This window comes from Streptomyces sp. NBC_00457 (genome assembly GCF_036014015.1).
In the GTDB taxonomy this organism is placed as follows: Bacteria; Actinomycetota; Actinomycetes; order Streptomycetales; family Streptomycetaceae; genus Streptomyces.
The window spans coordinates 9,443,125-9,461,159 of record NZ_CP107905.1 but is presented as its reverse complement, the minus strand read 5'-3'; the positions used below and the strand labels follow the sequence as shown (position 1 = coordinate 9,461,159).

The 18,035-nt window shown below is 70.5% G+C and carries 16 protein-coding genes and 2 pseudogenes; 6 read left to right on the top strand and 12 right to left on the bottom strand.

The window, feature by feature from the left end; all coding sequences use genetic code 11:
* Positions 1–13 precede the first annotated feature (13 nt).
* From OG828_RS43250 to OG828_RS43225, 6 genes and pseudogenes are all read right to left on the bottom strand, one after another.
* Entirely contained in the window at positions 14–826 is an 813-nt protein-coding gene (locus OG828_RS43250) for an ABC transporter ATP-binding protein (protein WP_328504246.1), read from the bottom strand.
* A complete protein-coding gene (locus OG828_RS43245) occupies positions 823–1,626 on the bottom strand; it encodes an ABC transporter permease (protein ID WP_328504245.1) in 804 nt (267 codons plus the stop codon). The genes OG828_RS43250 and OG828_RS43245 overlap by 4 nt, the downstream gene beginning before the upstream one ends.
* Before the next feature lie 25 nt (positions 1,627–1,651).
* Positions 1,652–2,338, bottom strand: a pseudogene (locus tag OG828_RS43240) (ROK family protein); the annotation flags it as partial.
* Between the two features lie 594 nt (positions 2,339–2,932).
* Positions 2,933–3,433 (bottom strand): annotated as a pseudogene (locus OG828_RS43235) (winged helix-turn-helix transcriptional regulator); the annotation flags it as partial.
* 42 nt (positions 3,434–3,475) lie between these two features.
* Entirely contained in the window at positions 3,476–3,652 is a 177-nt protein-coding gene (locus OG828_RS43230; protein ID WP_210571423.1) for a hypothetical protein, read from the bottom strand.
* Between the two features lie 22 nt (positions 3,653–3,674).
* Entirely contained in the window at positions 3,675–4,118 is a 444-nt protein-coding gene (locus tag OG828_RS43225; protein WP_328369701.1) for a helix-turn-helix domain-containing protein, read from the bottom strand.
* Between the two features lie 73 nt (positions 4,119–4,191).
* Between OG828_RS43225 and OG828_RS43220 the strand changes: the two genes are divergently transcribed.
* The 3 genes from OG828_RS43220 to OG828_RS43210 all read left to right on the top strand — a co-directional run bounded on the left by OG828_RS43220 (position 4,192) and on the right by OG828_RS43210 (position 6,935).
* Positions 4,192–5,031 carry a class I SAM-dependent methyltransferase gene (locus tag OG828_RS43220; RefSeq protein ID WP_328504244.1) on the top strand — a complete coding sequence of 280 codons (840 nt, stop codon included), beginning with the start codon at positions 4,192–4,194 and terminating at the stop codon, positions 5,029–5,031.
* A gap of 111 nt (positions 5,032–5,142) precedes the next feature.
* Complete coding sequence (locus OG828_RS43215; protein ID WP_328504243.1) at positions 5,143–5,853, top strand: ThuA domain-containing protein; 711 nt, start codon at positions 5,143–5,145, stop codon at positions 5,851–5,853.
* Positions 5,823–6,935 (top strand): Gfo/Idh/MocA family protein, encoded by a 1,113-nt coding sequence (locus tag OG828_RS43210; protein WP_328504242.1) that lies wholly within the window; start codon positions 5,823–5,825, stop codon positions 6,933–6,935. Before OG828_RS43215 ends, OG828_RS43210 begins: the two co-directional genes overlap by 31 nt.
* Before the next feature lie 5 nt (positions 6,936–6,940).
* Here OG828_RS43210 and OG828_RS43205 read toward each other — a convergent pair whose 3' ends face one another.
* Entirely contained in the window at positions 6,941–8,419 is a 1,479-nt protein-coding gene (locus OG828_RS43205) for a glutamate-cysteine ligase family protein (protein WP_328504241.1), read from the bottom strand.
* A 202-nt stretch (positions 8,420–8,621) separates the two neighbouring features.
* Complete coding sequence (locus tag OG828_RS43200; protein ID WP_328504240.1) at positions 8,622–9,407, bottom strand: polysaccharide lyase family 7 protein; 786 nt, start codon at positions 9,405–9,407, stop codon at positions 8,622–8,624.
* Between the two features lie 276 nt (positions 9,408–9,683).
* Here OG828_RS43200 and OG828_RS43195 point away from each other — a divergent pair, with 276 nt between their 5' ends.
* Entirely contained in the window at positions 9,684–11,591 is a 1,908-nt protein-coding gene (locus OG828_RS43195) for a serine/threonine-protein kinase (protein ID WP_328504239.1), read from the top strand.
* 15 nt (positions 11,592–11,606) lie between these two features.
* Here the strand turns inward: OG828_RS43195 and OG828_RS43190 are convergent, their stop codons facing one another.
* From OG828_RS43190 to OG828_RS43175, 4 genes are all read right to left on the bottom strand, one after another.
* Entirely contained in the window at positions 11,607–12,395 is a 789-nt protein-coding gene (locus tag OG828_RS43190) for an FHA domain-containing protein (protein ID WP_328369680.1), read from the bottom strand.
* Positions 12,396–12,578: 183 nt separating this feature from the next.
* Positions 12,579–14,387, bottom strand: a complete 1,809-nt coding sequence (locus tag OG828_RS43185; RefSeq protein WP_328504238.1) for a serine/threonine-protein kinase — start codon at positions 14,385–14,387, stop codon at positions 12,579–12,581.
* A gap of 135 nt (positions 14,388–14,522) precedes the next feature.
* Positions 14,523–15,956 carry a tetratricopeptide repeat protein gene (locus OG828_RS43180; RefSeq protein WP_328504237.1) on the bottom strand — a complete coding sequence of 478 codons (1,434 nt, stop codon included), beginning with the start codon at positions 15,954–15,956 and terminating at the stop codon, positions 14,523–14,525.
* 59 nt (positions 15,957–16,015) lie between these two features.
* Positions 16,016–16,492 carry a hypothetical protein gene (locus tag OG828_RS43175; RefSeq protein WP_328504236.1) on the bottom strand — a complete coding sequence of 159 codons (477 nt, stop codon included), beginning with the start codon at positions 16,490–16,492 and terminating at the stop codon, positions 16,016–16,018.
* A gap of 129 nt (positions 16,493–16,621) precedes the next feature.
* Between OG828_RS43175 and OG828_RS43170 the strand changes: the two genes are divergently transcribed.
* Both OG828_RS43170 and OG828_RS43165 read left to right on the top strand, forming a co-directional pair.
* Positions 16,622–17,050: a hypothetical protein gene (locus tag OG828_RS43170; RefSeq protein WP_328369668.1), complete on the top strand. Its 429-nt coding sequence runs from the start codon at positions 16,622–16,624 to the stop codon at positions 17,048–17,050.
* Between the two features lie 147 nt (positions 17,051–17,197).
* Positions 17,198–18,013: an SAM-dependent methyltransferase gene (locus tag OG828_RS43165; protein WP_328369665.1), complete on the top strand. Its 816-nt coding sequence runs from the start codon at positions 17,198–17,200 to the stop codon at positions 18,011–18,013.
* Positions 18,014–18,035 lie beyond the last annotated feature (22 nt).

The following is an 18,035-nucleotide window of genomic DNA, read 5'->3' as shown; positions in this document are numbered from 1 at the left end:
GGAGTACGGGAGTTCAGGCAGCCGGTGCCTGGTGGTAGACGGAGTGCCAGACCTCGTTGCGGATCCGCGCGAACTCCGGAGACAGCCGCAGGTCCTCGGTCCGCGGATACGGCAGATCCACGTCGACGATGCGGTGGATCCGGCCCGGCCGGGCGGCCATGACGACGACGCGGCGCGCCAGATAGACGGCTTCGTCGACGTCGTGCGTGACGAACATGACCGTGCGTTTCTGCCGGGTCCAGGTCTCGAGGAGCTGGTCCTGAAGCTGCACCCGGGTCAGTGCGTCCAGCGCTCCGAACGGCTCGTCCATGAGCAGCACTTCGGGGTCGACGGCGTACGCGCGGGCGATCGCGCATCGCTGCTTCATCCCGCCGGAGAGCGTCTTGGGCAGTGCGTCGGCGAAGTCGGAGAGCCCGACCAGGTCGATCGCCTGCTCGGTACGCCGCCTGCGCTCGGCGGCCGTGAGGGAGGTGAGTCTCAGTCCGAACTCGACATTGCCGCGGACCGTGAGCCAGGGAAAGAGCGCGTACTGCTGGAAGATCACGCCGCGTTCGGGGCCGGGACCGGTGACGGGGGCGCCGTCCACGAGGACCTGACCCGCCGTCGGTTCGTCCAGTCCCCCGGCCAGGTTGAGCAGCGTCGACTTGCCGCAGCCGGACGGCCCGACGACCGTGACGAACTCCCGGTCCCCCACGTCCAGCGAGACCCGGTCGAGCGCGGTGAAGTCGCCGCCTTTCATGGGGAACGTCCGCACGACGTCCCGGAAGGAGATCTTGGCCTGTGCGATGGCGTCCTGTGGGGTGGCCTTGTGCAGGTCCGTGCTCATCGGCGCTCCTGCCATCCGGTCAGACGCCGTTCGGCGAGCAGCAGCCGGTCCATGAGGAGCCCGATCACGCCGATGGTGATCAGGCCGACGAAGATCGTGGGGATGTCGTAGTAGGTCTGGGCGTGCATCATCTCGTAGCCCAATCCCTTGTCGGCGGCGATGAGTTCGGCGGCCACGACGGTGGCCCAGGCGGCACCGAGCCCGATCCGCATGCCGACGAGCAGGAACGGGGTGGCCGCCGGGATCACCACCTTGAGGAAGATGACACGGTCCCGGGCGCCGAGCACACGGGCGGCGTTGATCAAGGTGCGGTCCACGCCGATCACGCCCTGGAAAGCGGCGACCACGCTGGAGAGGAACGCCGCCAGGAAGATGACGAAGATCTTCGATGTCTCGCCGATGCCCATCAGCACGATGGCCAGCGGGATGATCGCGAGCGGTGGGACGGTACGGAAGAACTGGACGTACGGTTCGAGCAGGCCGCGGGCCACCGGGTACCAGCCCATCAGGAACCCGACCGGGACGGCGAGCAGGGTGCCGAGCGCGAATCCGAGGAACACCCGGCGCAGACTGGCCAGCGCGTCCTCGACGAGGGTGCCGTCCTTCAGCAGGTCGACGGCCCTGGAGCCCACGGACAGCGGGCCGGGGACGTCCACGAGGCCGGTCGAGGCAGCCACGGCCCAGACGGCGACGCCGACGACGAGGGCGATCAGGTTGAGCAGGAGTGCGGGGACGGTGCGCCTGCCGCGGCGGGGCGTGGACGTCGTGGGGGTCTTGTCGGGCGCGGTGATCACGGCCATGGCGGCCTCGCCCGGTCGAGGGGTGTCATGTGTCCTCCAGGGGATCCGGGGGTGCGGGGTAGCGGGCGAGCAGGGGCGACTCGTGCAGGACCAGGGCGATGGCGCCGAGCGCGCCGCCGGACTCGCCGAGCGTGGCGGGGCGCAGGTCGACGCGGTGCCGTGAGATCGGCATGAGGTCGGCGGTCAGCGCCCGCTCGACGGACTCGAACAGGACGTCGCCGGCCGCGGCCAGCTCACCGCCGAGCACGATGACGCCGGGTCCGATCGCGTTGCACACGGCGGCCAGTACGGTGCCGATGTGGGAGCCGGCCGCGTCCAGCACGCGGTGCGCGGCGGGGTCGGCGGGGAGGGCCGCGAGCAGCGCGGGCAGGTCGTCCGCCCCGCCGTGCGCGTCGAGTACGGCGCCGACGGAGGCCACCGTCTCCAGACACCCTCGCCCGCCGCACGAACATCGGCGCCCATCCGGCTCGACGGTGATGTGCCCGAACTCCCCGGACAGCCCATGCGCACCCCGATGCAGCGAGCCACCCACAACGAGCCCACCCCCGACGCCGTGCGACAGCCGCAGATACAGCACGTCCTGATCGCCGGCCGCCGCACCCCAGGTCGCCTCGGCCAGCGCGGCGAGGCGGGTGTTGTTGTCGACGAGGACGGGGACGCCGAAGCGTTTACGGAGGAGGAGGGCGAGGTCGGTGCGGGGGGCTTGGGGGCCGGGGGCGAGGTCGGCGCGCGGGGCTTGGGCGCCAGGGGCGAGGTCGGCGCGCAGGGCTTGAGGGCCGGAGGCAAGGTCGGCGCGCAGGGCTTGAGGGCCGGAGGCAAGGTCGGCGCGCGGAGCTTGAGCGCCAGGGACGAAGTCGGCGCGCAGGGCTTGAGTGCCGGAGGCAAGGTCGGCGCGCGGAGCTTGAGCGCCAGGGACGAAGTCGGCGCGCGGAGCTTGAGTGCCGGAGGCAAGGTCGGCGCGCGGAGCTTGAGCGCCGGGGACAAGGTCGGCGCGCGGGGCTTGAGGGCCGGGGGCGGGCGTGGTGTCGGAATGGCGGGCCTCGGGCTCACCCGGCGCGACGGCGGTCGGCGGTCGTCGGACCGAAGCCTCCGCGGCCTCCACCGCCGCACCCGCGGGCTCCGCCGCCGCACCCGACGCCACGGCCACCGCACCCGCGGGCTCCGCCGCCGCACCCGACGCCACGGCCACCGCACCCGCGGGCTCCGCCGCCGCACCCGACGCCACGGCCACCGCACCCGCGGGCTCCGCCCCCGCGCCCGACGCCTCGGCCACCGAACCCGCTGCCTTGGCCACCGCACCCGCCGCCCCGGCCGCCCCGTCCTCGACAGGCCCGACCACGCCCACGCCGATCGCGCTCAGCGCGCCGAGTCGCAGTGTGCCGCCGGCCAGCGAACGCACCAGCCGCTCGGCGAGGTCCACCCGCTCCTCCCAGGGAAGGCCGGGCGCGTGCGGCTCGCTCGCCGAACCGATCACCTCGTGGGCGACGTTGACCGCGGCGACGTGCACCGCACGCCGGGCGAAGTCGATGCCGATCGCCTGCCCCGCCTCGGGGCGGAGCGTCAGGGTCTCGACCGGCCGTCCCCGCCTGCGCTCGGCGGGAGCGGGAGCCGACGCCACGACGGCTCCGCTGTCGACGAGCGCGGCGATGATGTCGTACAGCGTCGTCCGGGACAGCCCGCTGTGCCTGCCCAGCTCGGCCCGGCTGAGCGGACCGTGCCTGCGCAGCAGATCGAGTACGAGTTCCTCATGCCCCCGGCGCAGCCGTGCCAGCGGGCCGTCGTGATGCTGTGGCATGGACCACAGCATGCGGACGGCCCGCGTTTTTCGTCAACAGCCCGGAAAAAAGAATCAGAGGGCGTAACGGACGAGCCACTCGTCCTCGTTGTACGCGTCCCGCGCCGGATCCGGCGCCGTGGCCGGGTGCTCCTCGACCGTGTCCTCCAACCGAACCCGCTCCGGCAGCGCGCCGAACCGTGCACGGCGCGCCGTCTCGGCAGCGTCCACGTTCGTCTCTTCCTGGATCATCCGGTCCTCCCCGTTTCGAGCCTCACCCGTCCAACTCCTGGCGATACGGCGATGTTCCCCAGGAGCGAGCCCGCTTCCTCGACACGGCGGCCTTGAGGAGGCGACGGAAGGTGGGGCATTCCATGTGGCTCGGCGCGGGGCAGGCGGCGGCGTGCCGCAGGGAGTCACGCAGGACGGCCAGTTCACGGATCTTCCGGTCCAGCTCGTCCGCCTTGGCGGCGAGCATCTCGCGGTCGATGCGCGGCCGCCCGTCCGGGGCGAGCATGTTCGCGATCTCGTCGAGCGAGAACCCCGCGGTGCGCCCCATCGCGATCAGCGCCAGGCGCTCCAGTACGCCGGGATCGTACTGGCGGCGCAGACCCCGTCTGCCGACCGAGGCGATCAACCCCTTCTCCTCGTAGAAGCGCAGCGTCGAGGCGGGGACCCCGGCGCGCTGCGCCACCTCGGCGATGTCCAGGTCTGTCACCCCTTGACTTCAAGTGGACTTGAAGTAGAACGCTGTCATCCCGGCCCGACGAAGGCAAGCAGAGGAGACGATCATGGACGTCACGCGCAGGACCGACGAACAGGCGGCCCGTTGGAGCGGTTCCTCCGGCCACGCCTGGGTCGAGGCACAGGCGGTGCTGGACGAGTTGCTCAGGCCCTATGAGGACCTGCTCGTCGACGCGGTGTCCGCCGAGCGCGGCGGCCGTGTGCTCGATGTCGGCTGCGGCACCGGCAGCACCACGCTGGCCGTCGCACGACGCCTCGGGCCGGAAGGCCACTGCGTCGGCATCGACATCTCGGAACCGATGATCACCGCCGCTCGGGCACGCGTCGAGCGCGAGGGCACACGGGCCTCCTTCATCCTCGCCGACGCACAGGAGCACCCGTTCGAACCGGCCATCTTCGACACCGTTGTCTCGCGCTTCGGCGTCATGTTCTTCAGCGACTCCGTCCGCGCCTTCGCGAATCTCCGGCGTGCCGTCCGAGACGGGGGCGAGCTCCGGTGTATCGCATGGCGAGGCCCCGCGGCGAACCCGTTCATGACGACCGCCGAACGCGCCGCGGCACCGTTCCTGCCGAACCTCCCCGCCCGTCTGCCGGACCAGCCGGGGCAGTTCGCCTTCGCGGACCGTGACCGGGTCCACCGCATCCTGGAGGAGAGCGGGTGGACCGGCATCGACATCCGGCCGATCGACGTGGAATGCGTCCTGCCGGAGAGCGAACTGGTCCCCTACTTCACCCGCTTCGGTCCCGTCGGCCAGGTTCTGCCCGAGGTGGACGAGCAGACCCGCGCCCAGGTCGTCGAAACGGCACGCGCCGCCTTCGACCCCTTTGTGCACGGCACGGAAGTCCACTTCACCGGGGCCTGTTGGTTCGTCGGCGCCCAAGCCTGAGGTCGGGGCCGGTCACCGCGAAAAGTTTCGTGTATCCACCAACCCTTTTCGGGACCCGGGCGGTTGACGCATAGTGATGGCGCTGTTCTACGGGCCCGACGAAGGAACCAGATGACGCGGAAGAACGCCCTGATCGTCCGAGGCGGATGGGAGGGGCACCAGCCGGTCAAGGCCACAGAGCTGTTCCTGCCCTTCCTGGAAGGCAGTGGATACGACGTCCGGATCGAGGAATCGACCGACGTGTACGCCGACACCGCCGCGATGGCCGGCACCGATCTCGTCGTGCAGTGCATCACGATGTCGGAGATCACCGCCGAGCAGCTGGCGGGACTGCGCGCGGCGGTCGAGGCCGGCACCGGATTCACCGGCTGGCACGGCGGCATCGCCGACTCGTTCCGTGCCTCCTCCGACTATCTCCACCTGGTGGGAGGGCAGTTCGCGACGCACCCGGGCAAAGAGCCCTGCGAACGCAAGGGAGTTCAGGAGGACAACTACCTTCCCCACACCATCACCCTCACGGAACTCGGCCGCGAACACCCCGTCACGGCCGGCATCGAGGACTTCGACCTCTGCACCGAGCAGTACTGGGTGCTCCACGACGACCTCATCGACGTACTGGCCACCACCACCCATCCCACCCGGCCGTGGGAGCCCTGGGACCGCCCGGTCACCTCGCCTGCGGTCTGGACCCGCCGCTGGGGCGCCGGGCGGATCGTGGTGACGACACCGGGGCACAGCCTCGACGTGCTGGAGAACCCGAACGTCCGCATCGTCATCGAGAGGGGCATGCTGTGGGCGACGCGCACCGCATCGGCGTCATAGGACTCGGCGTCATCTCCCGCGCGTACCTGGACACACTCGCCGGGCATCCCGCCGTGCGCCTCACCGCGGTCGCCGACCTCGACGCCTCCCGGTCGGCCGCGGTCGCCGCCGAACGGCCCGGCGTCGAGGCGCTGACCGTCGAGGAGTTGCTGAGCAGCCCGGATGTGGACACGGTGCTGAACCTCACCGTTCCCGCCGCGCACGCCGAGATAGCCCTCGGCGCCATCGGACGCGGGAAGAACGTCTACGGGGAGAAGCCCCTGGCCGCCGAGTTCGCCGACGCGCACGCCGTGCTGGAGGCCGCCGCGAAGGCCGGTGTCGGAGTGGGGTGCGCCCCGGACACCGTCCTGGGCACCGGCATCCAGACGGCGCGGGCGGCTGTCGAGGCGGGGCGCATCGGACGCCCCCTGTCCGCCTCGGCGGTCATGGTCACCCCGGGGCACGAACGCTGGCATCCGCACCCCGACTTCTACTACACCGCCGGAGGTGGCCCGCTGCTGGACATGGGCCCGTACTACCTGGCGTCCCTGGTCCACCTGCTGGGCCCCGTGCGTGCCGTGATCGGTGCGGCAGGCCGGCTGCGCGCCGAGCGCGTCATCGGTTCCGGTCCGCGCGCGGGCGAGCGGATCCCGGTCGAGGTGGACACCCATGTCTCTGGTGTCCTGGAGCACGCGAGCGGGGCCCTGACGACGCTCACGACGAGCTTCGACGGCGTGGCCACCACCGCCGCGCCGATCGAGGTCCACGGCGAGAGCGGGACCCTCACGGTCCCGGATCCGAACCACTTCGACGGCGAGGTGCGGCTCCACGAACTCGGCGGCACCCAGTGGCACCCGCTCCCGCCGTCCGCGGGCTACGCCGCCGGCGCACGCGGCATCGGTCTGCTCGACTTCATCGCCGCCGACGGGCAGCGGGCGCCCCGCGCGAACGGCGATCTCGCCCTGCACGTGCTGGAGACGATGAGTGCGCTGCTCCGCTCGTCCGCCGAGGGGCGGCGCATCGCGCTGACGACATCCGTGGAGCCACCCGTCCTGGTTCCGCTGACGGCCGCCGACGAGTGGAGGAGAGCCCCGGCCGGGTAAGACCGTCAGTCCACAGGCCACGTGTGCGCGGGCGCGTTCAGGTGCATGTAGTCCATGTACGTCGTCGTCATCTGCCGCAGCGCCTCCCCCCGGTCCGAGGCGAGGCCCTTCTGCAGGTGGTGCACCGTCTCCGCCTGCCACAGGGCGCCGTTGCGGGCGGTGACGCAGCGCTGCTCGATGATGCCCAGCATGGGTTCGCGCCAGGTCGCGTCCATGCCGGCCAGCTCCAGGCCGCGATGGGCGAGAGGCAGCAAGCGCCGCAACACCAGTTCGGTGACCGGCACTTCGCCCATGCCGGGCCAGTACAGACGGGCGTCGATGCCGTCACGGGCCGCGGTGTGGAGGTTCTCCTCGGCGACCGTGAACGACATCCGCGTCCAGACCGGCCGGTCCTCGTCGACCAGGGCGCGCGTCATGCCGTAGTAGAAGGCGCCGTTGGCGATGACGTCGGCCACGGTCGGGCCGGCGGGCAGGACCCGGTTCTCGATGCGCAGATGCGGGCCGCTGTCGGTGACGGCGTAGACGGGGCGGTTCCAGCGGTAGATCGTGCCGTTGTGCAGCGTCAGTTCGCCCAGTTGCGGCACGTCGCCCGCGTCGAGCGCCTCCTGCGGGTCCTCCTCGTCGCACAGCGGCAGCAGCGCCGGGTAGTAGCGCACGTTCTCCTCGAAGAGGTCGAAGACGCTGGTGATCCATCGTTCTCCGAACCACACCCGCGGTCGTACTCCCTGGGCCTTGATCTCCTGTGGGCGGGTGTCGGTGGCCTGCTCGAACAGGGGGATACGGGACTCGCGCCACAGTTCCCGGCCGAAGAGGAAGGGCGAGTTCGCCGCCAGGGCGATCTGCACGCCCGCGATGGCCTGGGCCGCGTTCCAGTAGTCCGCGAACTCCTTCGGGTCGACCTGGAGGTGGAACTGGGTGCTGGTGCAGGCCGCTTCGGGGGTGATGACGTCGGCGTACATCGACAGGCGCTCCACGCCGTCCACCCTGATCCGCAGATCCTCGCCCCGCGCCGCGAAGATCTGCTCGTTGAGCAGCCGGTACCGGGGATCTCCGGAGAGGGCGGCCTCGCCCACGTCCGCCTCCCCCAGCGTCGGCAGAATGCCGATCATGATCAGGTGCGCACCCACGGCCGAGGCGCGTTCCTCGGCGTGGTTGAGCGCGTCGCGGATCGCCTGTTCCCAGGCGCCGGGGCCGCCGGCCGTGAGTCGCCGGGGCGGGATGTTGATCTCCAGATTGAAGCGGCCCAGCTCGCTCGCCCAGGCGGGGTCGGCGATCGCTTGGAGGACATCCGTGTTGCGCATCGCCGGCCGCCCGTCGCCGTCCACCAGGTTGAGCTCTATCTCCAGCCCGACCTGGGGGCGCTCGCTCTCGAAGGCCGACTCGCGCAGCATCTGTGCCAGCACATCGAGGCAGGTGTGCATCTTCTCCCGGTACCGACGCCGGTCCTCCCGCGTGAACACAAGGGCCGGCACATCACGTCCCATCGTGTCCTCCCGAGTCCCCTCGGCGGATACCTGTGCTCCCAGCGTCGCACCTCCGGCGGAACCGGGACAGTCGGCGCACAGCCACAGGCTGTACTTCGCCTCATCGGTCACAGAGCGTGCTAACCCGCTTTGCACACGGTGAGCTTGCCCGAACCCCGGCGCCGTCGACCGGCGCCGGGGTTCGTTTCCGCACCACGTGAGGTCAGGAGTGGGTGACCTTGATGTCGGAGATGCGGACCTCGCCGTAGTTCTTGCTGGAGCACGGAGCGGAGTTGCCGCAGTTGGCCTGCGTGTAGGCGCCGGCCTTGAAGTAGTTGGTGTCGCCGTCGTGGGAGATCGTGGTCTCCAGCTCGCCGTTGTAGTACACGTCGATCTCCCCGTTCTGCGCCACGAACTTGGCCTCGAACTCGGTGCCCAGTTCGTAGTCGTCGGTGACGAGGTGGTGGCGGCTGTCGTCGCCGTCGGTGATGTAGAGCCTGCTGCCGTCGAGACGGAAGACCGTGACGTCGTCGTCCCCGCCGTGCACCTGCGCGCCGACCACCTGGGGCTTCTCCTTGGGCAGCGCCATGAACGCCTCGTCGACCACGAGCGTGTGGGTGCCCTCCGTCGTGGACCACTCGGCCTCGTCCTCGCCGCCGTCGGTCATCTCCCGCAGCTCGGCGCGCGGATAGCTGGAGCCCCCGGTCGTCACGCCGTTGACAGCGGCCCGGAACCGCACAGCCTCGCAGTTGCCGCTGACCCTGAACCACGGGGACGCGGAGAAGCCCTTCAGCTGGGGCTGGGTGATCTCGGTGGGGTCCTCGTCCTCGCCGGTGGGCAGGGTCAACTTCCAGTCGCTCAGGTCGAGGACGTCGGACGGGGCCGCGCACTTGGCGGGCGCCCGCTCCTGCGCGGCCGCCGGAGCGGCGGGCTGCGCGGACAGCGTGAGCGCGGCGGTCGACACGGCCGTGATGACGCCCGCCAGCACGCTGGTCGGAGTGCTTGGCATGGAGGGTTTCCTCCCTCTCTCGGATGCTCGGTTCTGGCCGTCCCGTACCGTATGTGTCGTCGTCGGGACGGGTCCCGAAGCGCTTCCGTTTCACTGTCGACCATGGCTGAAAGCCCCAGCCATCCCATCCCCCTCGCCCTCATCGCCTCTACGCTTGCGTGCGACCGATGAAGGCTCTGGGTAGACACTGCGTACGGCCCGCCCGACGCAGTAGGTTCGATCTATGCGCACGGCCGCGGTCGTATGCGTTCTGGACTCGAACGAGGGGGAAGATCCGTGCGTTCCGGGGACGAGTTTGCCGGTCGCTATGTGCTGAGGGAGGTCATCGGCGCGGGGCGGAGCGGCGACGTGTGGCTGGCCCATGACTCGGTGGTGGGTCAGGACGTCGCGCTGAAACCGGAGCGGGCCGACGAGGACCGTGAGACCGCGGTCCGACACCTGCTGGGCGAGCCGCGCGCCATGGCCAAGTTCCGCGACCATCCGCACGTCGTGACCCTGTTCGACGTCGTGACCGTGCCGCCGGACGGCGAGGGGACGGTCACCTACTGGTTCGTCATGGAGTACGTTCCCGGCGGCGGCCTGGACCGACTGCCCCCGGTCTCTCCGGTGCGGGCGGCCCGCATGGGTGCCCAACTCGCCGACGCGCTCGCCGCGTTACACGAAGAAGGCATCGTCCACTGCGATGTCAAGCCGGCCAACATCGGCCTCAGCCGCCGCGGTGCGGCGAAACTGCTGGACTTCGGTGCCGCGTACCGGGTCGGCGGCACCGACACCATCACGGCCAACGGGCCCTTCAGCTTCACTCCGGACTTCGCCGCGCCCGAGCTGGCGCGGGGGAATGTGCCTCGGCCCGCCTCGGATGTGTTCTGCCTGGCCACCACCCTCCACGCACTGGTCACCGGTTCGCCTCCGCGCGGCGGCGAGACCGAACAGGACGGTGAGCGCTGGGCTGGCGCGGACTCGGAGGACACCGACCGCCTGCGGTACTGGAAGGCCGAGCAGGGCGTCGTCGAGATGGACGCCGACGCCGTGGGACCGCTGTACCCCGTGCTCACCGCCATGCTGCAGCGCGACCCCCGGCAGCGGCCCGACGCCCTCGAGGTCAAGCGGCTCCTGGAGGCCGTCGCCGGACCGGAGTCGGACAGCACGCAGGACACCGCCCGCCGCCCGCACCGGCGGCGCCGGCTGCTCGCCGCGGCTCTCGGCCTCACTGCCGCGCTGGTCGTGGGGCTCGTCGCCCTTCCCGACGACGGCGGCGACCGGGCCGCCGCCGACGGGGCGGACCCGAGCCAGGAGGCGCAGGGCGCCGCGCACGCCGAAGCGGCGGCCCTGATCGGCGATCCGCACACCGCCGACGTGTGCGCCCTGGCCGACCCCGCCGCTCTCGATCAGTTCGGCACCGCCCAGATCGACGTAGACTACGGGAACTTCGACCGCTGCGACATGCTCGTGACGGTCGATCCCAAGACCCGGATCGATGTGTCGATCCAACTGCGCCGGGGTTCGCCGCCCGAGACATCGAAGCCTTCCAGCACCATCGGGAAGATCGGCATCCGGGAGGAGGAGGCGGAGAGCGACGAGTGCAAGCTGCTGCTGACGTCCGACGGCGACACCGAGGACACCCTCGTCGGGATCCGCGTCAACATGGGCGACGGGTCCGTGACCGGTGGCAACGCGACGCTGTGCACGGTCGCCGACAAGACCGCTCAGAGCGCCGCGGACATCCTCGACAAGGGCCCGGTCCCCCGTCGTGACCCCGGCTACAAGCGCACGTCGCTGGCGTGGATGAACGCCTGCGAACTGCTCGACGCCAAGGCGCTGTCCGTCGTTCCCGGCCTCAAGGTCGACGTACCGGTCGTCGGGGTCGCGGACTGGAGCTGCGAGTGGTCGAGCGATGTCGACGACCTCGACGCGGAGATCGCCTTCTTCCGTGACCAGCCGAGGTCCGCGGCGGACGGCGGCGACGAGGTCACGCTCAGCGGATACCGCACGGTCATTGAGCCTGGCGACGACGGCGACAGCTGTTCCGCCTTCGTCGAGTACCGCCAGTACAGCGGCCAGAACGCCGAGACGGCGGCCGAGATGGTGCGCCTGGACGTCGGCGGCGAGCGCTCCACGGACCAGCTCTGCCAGATGGCCACCCGGCTCGCCGGCTCCGCCGCCGGCGCTCTCCCCGCGCGATGACACGGAGGGCGGGGCTCAGTGCGCGGAGTCCGGCCAGGTCGCCTCGTCCTCCATCAGGTCCAGGTCCGGCGGGACGAGGGTGGTGGACTCGACCAGCCCCTTGAGCAGGTTGTGCAGCAGCCCGTTGTCCGCGGGGCGGCCCTGCGCCTTGTCGTGCATCAGCGGGTACTTGAAGCCGGTGCGGTCCAGCCGGCGGCGTACGGCCTCGACGCGGTACTCGATCTTGCGGTCGTTCCAGCGCGCGTCCGGGCGGAGATACGCGAGCTGTTTGGCCGCCATCGCGTAGGTCAGGGGGCGCGGATCCTCCTCGTAGAGCAGATACCGCTGGCCTAGCACGACCAGAAGCAGCCGTTCGTCGTCGTCGAGCGCCCAGGTCTCCGGCCGCGCGGTCTCGGCGCGGCGCCGCGACACCGGCCCCTGGTCGTCGTGGCTCGCCACATACAGCTCGACCAGGTGCTCGCGGTAGCCGGAGCCCTTCACGAACAGGGGGGTGTAGCCGGTGGCGAGCGGGATCGGCTCGGTGGTGAGGTGCATCATCCGGCCGCGGGGCAGCCGGACGAGCTGCTGTCCGATGTTGCGCAGCCACCAGTAACCCTGACGGTACGTCAGCTCGCCGTGCCGGCGGCTCACCCGCAGGTCGTCCACGCCGACGCCCAGGTCCACGTCCGGCTTCTCGCCGCGGCCGAAGGAGATCGTCAGGCCCGGCCGGGGCGGGGCGCTGAGGTCGCCGGTGACCGAGCGCACATGCAGCGTGCCGGGCTGGGTGGGCGCGACTCCGCGCGCGAGGCTGGCGGAGAGGGTCATCGCGGTGCTCCTTGGATCGGGGGTGTTCTCGACACGCGTACGGGCGCTGTTACAGGATCCGGCATCACCTCCGGGACCCCTCCCCAAACTGCCCCCGTATAAAGGGAGCGTGCAAGGACGACGGTTCCGGGGAGGGAGCGGAACCGTCGTCCACCAGCGCGCAGACGGGGGCGACGGCACGGGTCAGTACGCCGGTTTCACCGCTCCGCCGGGGAGTTTCTTGCCGTCCTCCCGCGCGACAGTGCACAGCACATGGCGGAACCCGGCCTCCCACTCCTCGTCCGTCGAGTACCAGCCCCACATCTCGTGTCCCTCCCCGCGGGCCCAGTTGACGCCGTACTTCTCCTGGCACAGGTCTCCCTTGTCGACGCTGTCCGCCGAGCCGTCGCCCGAGGCCCACGTCCAGCCGACGATCTGCTCATGGTGCGGCTCGTCGCAGTTCACCAGGGTGTCGGTGACCGAACCGTCGTCGTCCTCCTTGGAGTTGATGCAGTCCCCCGGGCCCAGCTGGGTGACGTACACCTGGTCGCCGAACTTGCGGAAGTGGCCGAGCGGGCCGCCGATCGTGGCGTTCTTCAGGAAGAGCAGACAAGCCGCGGCAGGCGGCTCGCTCTGCCCGCTCTCGGGCGTGAGGACGTACAGCACCGGATCGGCCATGGTGCCGCGCAGCTCCGCGGTGCGCCGGGTGCACTCGGCCCGCACATCCTCGGTGCCCTCCGCCGCGACCGTGGTGATGACCTGTCCCTCGGGGTCGCCGTCGTAGCAGTCGACGAGCTTGAGGCCCGGCCGTCCCCGGTAGTCCTCGCCCTTCTTCCAGTCGGCGTCCACGCACCGGCCCGGCGTGAGCTCCTCCCGCAGCCGCACCTGCTTGCCGTACGGGTATGCGCCGCGGGTGACCGACGGGGAGGGAGTCGCGGCGACCTTCGCGTCGACGTCGGGCTTCTTCACGGGGTCGCCGGTGTCGTGGAACGCGGTGGCGCCCAGCGCGAACCCTCCGCCGCCGACCAGCACGGCCGCGAGCGCCAGCACCACGGTGGTACGCCCGGCCGGCTTGCGGGAGGCGGGGGTACGGGGCTCCTGAGTCTCGCTCGCGGACGGCTCCGACAACGGCACGCTCCCCGTCCCCGTCCCCGTCGCTGCCGCTTCCGCTTCCGCTTCTGCTTCGGCGAGCAGTTCGGCCGCCTCCGCGACCGGCATACGGTCCGCCGGGTCCTTCGCCAGCAGGCCCATGATCACGCGGCTGAGCGGATCGCTCGCGCGCTGCGGCACGGAGGGTTCCGAGTTCAGCGCGGCGAGAAGGGTGGCGTCGAGCGTGTCCCGCTCGAACGGGGCGGTGCCCTCGACGGCGGCGTAGAGCGTGACGCCGAGCGAGAACAGGTCGGACGCGGCGGTCGCCTCACCGCCGGACAGCCGCTCCGGAGCCACATAGCCCGGCGTGCCCACGACCATGCCGCTCTGGGTGATCCGGGTCTCGCGCAGCCGCAGCGAGATGCCGTAGTCCGTGAGCAGGACCCGTCGGTCGGCGACGCCCGAATGGTCCGGCGCCAACAGGATGTTGGAGGGCTTCACATCACGGTGGATGATGCCGAGCCGATGTCCGGCGCAGAGCGCGTCGAGCGCGGCGGCTCCGATCCGGGCCACCTCGTCGCTCGGCAGCGGGGCGCGCTCCTTCAGTACGGCGCTCAGGTCGCGCGTCCCCGGCAGGTACTCCATCACGATCCACGGCCGGTCGTCGGCCTCCACGACGTCGTACACCGTGATCACGTTCGGATGCTCGCGCAACTGCGCCGCCTTCAGGGCCTCCTTGCGGCCCCGGTCGGCGGGGTCGCCGAGGGCGGCCTCCGAGGTCTGCGGTACGTCGATCTCCTTGACCGCGACCTGCACCCGCAGTTCCTGGTCCTCGGCCAGCCACACGCTTCCGCCACCGCCGGAACCCAGCCGCTGCCCCAGCCGGTACCGCCCGGCGATGACCTGCTCCCGCTCCCCTGCCACCAGCGTCTCTCCCCTCGGCCGTGCGCGCGCCACCTCACAGAGCGCCCCGCCATGCTCACCCCGTCCGCCCGGGAGCCCTCCCGAAATACGGCACGAACCACGGTCGATGACGGAGCGTCAGATTCTGTGCGCCCCTCACCTGTTGATCAAGGAGCGGAACGCGGCCCGCACATCGGACGTCGACTCGCTGACATACCTGGCCGACGACGGGCCCGGGTCGATATCGCCGCTGGTGTAGTACGTGATGACCGCGGGGCAACTGCTGCCGCTGATCTGGATCTTGCGGTTGGCGACGAGCTTGCCGGTGCGCAGCTCGTAGACCTTCACCGGAAGCGCGATCTTGTAGAAGGTCACATAGGTGGTTTTCCCGGAGGACCGGGCCTGGTACGGGCAGGTCTCGACGGAGCCGCCGAAGGTCTCCTCGCCCATGCAGACCACCAGAACGGCGTCGGTGGGGTCCTTGGCTTTCCAGGAGCCGGGAAGTTTCGCCGCGTAGTCCTCGCTGTACTCGTCGTGGCCGTAGTAGAGGGCGCGGTTGGCGCCCTTGCTCAGGGGCTTGGCGCCGCTGTACTTCGCCGGGTGGGAGCAGTACTCGGGCTGTGAGTCGTCGCCTCCCGCGAGGAGACTGCGGACGTTGTCCAGCTCGATGCTCAGCGTGGCCTTCCTGGCTCCCTTCCGGGCCCTGCTCGCGAGCCCGTCGTCCGGGTACTCGTCCAGCAGCCGCTCGTACTGCGCGCGGGCCTGCCTCCAGTCGTCGGTACCCATCAGATCGTCGCCGCATTCGACGAGCGCGGCGGGCGCGGTCCGCCGGGCCGTCTCGGCGGACCGGTCGAGTACGTCGTTGCTGCTCTCGCGGTCGCGGAGCCAGTAGGTGAGGGTGACGGTGTCGCAGGGGTCCTCTGCGGGCAGGGCGCGCAGGAAGCCGTTGAGGGTCGCTTCGACCGTCTTCTCGTTGCCGGGTTCGGCGAGGACGGAGGCGAGCGTCTTGAAGCCCCGCTCCAGTGCGCCGGTGTCACCGGTCAGCGAGGAGGCCAGCTGCGCCCTGGCCGTGTCCAGCCGACGGCAGTCCTGGACGACCTCGTCACCGCGGGCGGACAGCGGGGCGTCGGCAATCCGGTGCCCGAACCACACCCTGTCCTGGGCGGCCGACACCTCTGCGCAGTCACCGCTCTCGCGAGCCTCGGTGACACTGTCGCCGATCCTCGACGCGTCGTACCGCAGCAGTCCCGCCGCCAGCAGCACCGGCAGTGTCACCGCGAGCGCGACCAGCCGCTGACCGCGCACCGAACCGCCCTGGCCGGCACTTCGGCGGGCCAGAAACCAGCCGTGGACGGTGACGGCCACCCACCACACCAGCGCCACGATCTCGTACGACGTCCGGGCGGTCGACGCGACCAACGAGACGACCACGACGGTGCCGGCGACGGAGAACGCGGCGAAGCGCCACCGCCGCAGCATCAGATAGCCGACGCCGAGCAACGAGGCGTTGCCGATCGCGACGGCCAGCGGATCGCGCGCCCTGGCCCCGTACGGCTCGGGTTCCCGCACGAGGTAGGTCGGTTCATCCATGCTGATCTCCTCCCGTTCCGTGAGGTGGCCTGGAGCGGCCCCATCCCTGCGCCGACGCGTCAGGAAGCGATGTACTCCCACTTCTTGGTGGCCGCGCAGTCCTCGAACCCGAAGCGCTTCGCAGGCGACGCGATCTCCTTCGCCGCCGCCTTGTTGATGGACATCTGCATCGCGATCAGCAAGTCCTGTCCGGGCCGGTAGTTCTCCAACTGGCCACTCAGGTCCTCGAGGTCGCCGATGTAGAGACCGAGCTTGCCCAGCCAGGCGTCCAGGTCCTTCTGGCCGGTCTCCGGCTTCGGCATCTTGCGGACCTGTGCGCGCAGGTCCTTCAGCAGGGCGACCCGTTCACGCAACTTCGGTACGTCGCCCACACCGACGCCCTCGCCGTACGCCAGGTCGCCGGTGAACCGCTCGGTGATCTCACGGCAGGTCTCGTCGGCGCTCCGGATCAACTCCTGTTTCGGTGAGCCCGGTCCGGAGGAGCACCCGGCGACGACCGGCACGACCAGCCCCATGACGGCGGCTGCGACACGCATGACCTTAGGCATGCCATCACGATGCGGTGCCTCGTCCGGGAGGGGTCCCGGACCCCTGGCCGGACGATCCCGGGCACGGACCGGCGCCGCCGGCTCCGGCCGCAGGACCAGAGATGCGAGGAGGGCACGATGACTGGCTCAGCGGACGAGAACCACCCGCCGGAGCGGCTTCCGGCCGAGCGGCCCGGACACGTCAACGGGGCCGCCGCTCTACTGATCCTTTCCGCACTGTTCAGTGCCTCCATCGCCCTCAACGACCCGGCGATGACGCAGTTCGTGTATCTCCTGCTCTTCATCACGATCGGTGCGGCCATCCGCTTCTGCCGCGGCGGGCGCTCGGCCCGTGTCGTCGCGACGGTGACGGCGGTGCTCTTCCTGTTCTTTCTTGGCCCGCATGTGATGTGGGGGCTGTCGGACCCGAGCGACCCGTTCAGTGAGGAGTACGCGATCCGGGCCATCATCGCCATCGTCTTGGAGGGCGTCGGCGTAGGCCTCCTCTACTCACCGCCGAGCCGCGCGTACTTCCGGTCGGCCCGGCCCCGTACCGTCCGCCGGTGAGGGGACGAAAACCAGCCAACAGGCGGTAGAACACGGGCAGGTTGGGGGCGCCGGTGCGCAGGAGGTGAGGCCTGAGGAATAGCGTGGGCAGCCACGACTGATGTTCGACGGTTTCGTGGTTGTCCCTACGTGCGCACAGGAGCGTCCATGACTGATGAGGCAGCGAACTCCGAGCAGGAGGCGCTCTCCAAGATCGACACTTCCGTGCCGCAGTCGGCCCGGATCTGGAACTACTGGCTGGGCGGGAAGGACAACTACGAAGTCGACCGGGTGGCCGGTGACGCCTTCCGCGAGATCTTCCCCGGCATCGAGACCGGCGCCCGCGCCGCCCGGTACTTCCTCGCCCGCGCCGTGCGCCACCTCGCCGCCGAGGAGGGCATCCGGCAGTTCCTGGACATAGGCACCGGGCTGCCCAACGTGGACAACACCCACGAGATCGCCCAGCGGGTGGCCCCCGAGTGCAAGATCGTCTACGTCGACAACGACCCGTTGGTGCTGGCACACGCCCGCGCCCTGCTCACCAGCACCCCGGAAGGGGTCACCAACTATGTCGACGCCGACCTGCGCGAGCCGAGCACCATCGTGCGGGAAGCCGGGAAGACGCTGGACTTCGACCAGCCCATCGCTCTGATGCTGATGGGCATCCTGGGCCACATCGAGGACTTCGACGAGGCACGCTCGATCGTGCGGCAGCTGGTGGACGCGCTGCCCGCCGGCAGCTACCTCGTGCACTACGACAGCACCAGCACCAGTGAGTCGTATGTCCAGGCCATCCAGCAGTACAACGAGGGTGGCTCGATCCCCTACATCCTCCGCAGCCCCGAGCAGATCGAGCGTTACTTCGACGGTCTGGAACTGCTCGAACCGGGCGTCGCGTCATGCTCGCGCTGGCGCCCCGACGCCGCGGCCTTGGGCCTGCCCGCGGAGGTGCACCAGTACGGCGGAGTCGCCCTCAAGCGCTGACACCTGCCGGCTGCCGGACCGT

Coding starts and splice junctions, on each gene's coding strand:
- OG828_RS43170 (WP_328369668.1), top strand. CDS start 16,622: ATGACTGGCTCAGCGGACGAGAACCACCCGCCGGAGCGGCTTCCGGCC.
- OG828_RS43220 (WP_328504244.1), top strand. CDS start 4,192: ATGGACGTCACGCGCAGGACCGACGAACAGGCGGCCCGTTGGAGCGGT.
- OG828_RS43205 (WP_328504241.1), bottom strand. CDS start 8,419: ATGGGACGTGATGTGCCGGCCCTTGTGTTCACGCGGGAGGACCGGCGT.
- OG828_RS43230 (WP_210571423.1), bottom strand. CDS start 3,652: ATGATCCAGGAAGAGACGAACGTGGACGCTGCCGAGACGGCGCGCCGT.
- OG828_RS43190 (WP_328369680.1), bottom strand. CDS start 12,395: ATGACCCTCTCCGCCAGCCTCGCGCGCGGAGTCGCGCCCACCCAGCCC.
- OG828_RS43175 (WP_328504236.1), bottom strand. CDS start 16,492: ATGCGTGTCGCAGCCGCCGTCATGGGGCTGGTCGTGCCGGTCGTCGCC.
- OG828_RS43245 (WP_328504245.1), bottom strand. CDS start 1,626: ATGGCCGTGATCACCGCGCCCGACAAGACCCCCACGACGTCCACGCCC.
- OG828_RS43165 (WP_328369665.1), top strand. CDS start 17,198: ATGACTGATGAGGCAGCGAACTCCGAGCAGGAGGCGCTCTCCAAGATC.
- OG828_RS43215 (WP_328504243.1), top strand. CDS start 5,143: ATGACGCGGAAGAACGCCCTGATCGTCCGAGGCGGATGGGAGGGGCAC.
- OG828_RS43250 (WP_328504246.1), bottom strand. CDS start 826: ATGAGCACGGACCTGCACAAGGCCACCCCACAGGACGCCATCGCACAG.
- OG828_RS43180 (WP_328504237.1), bottom strand. CDS start 15,956: ATGGATGAACCGACCTACCTCGTGCGGGAACCCGAGCCGTACGGGGCC.
- OG828_RS43200 (WP_328504240.1), bottom strand. CDS start 9,407: ATGCCAAGCACTCCGACCAGCGTGCTGGCGGGCGTCATCACGGCCGTG.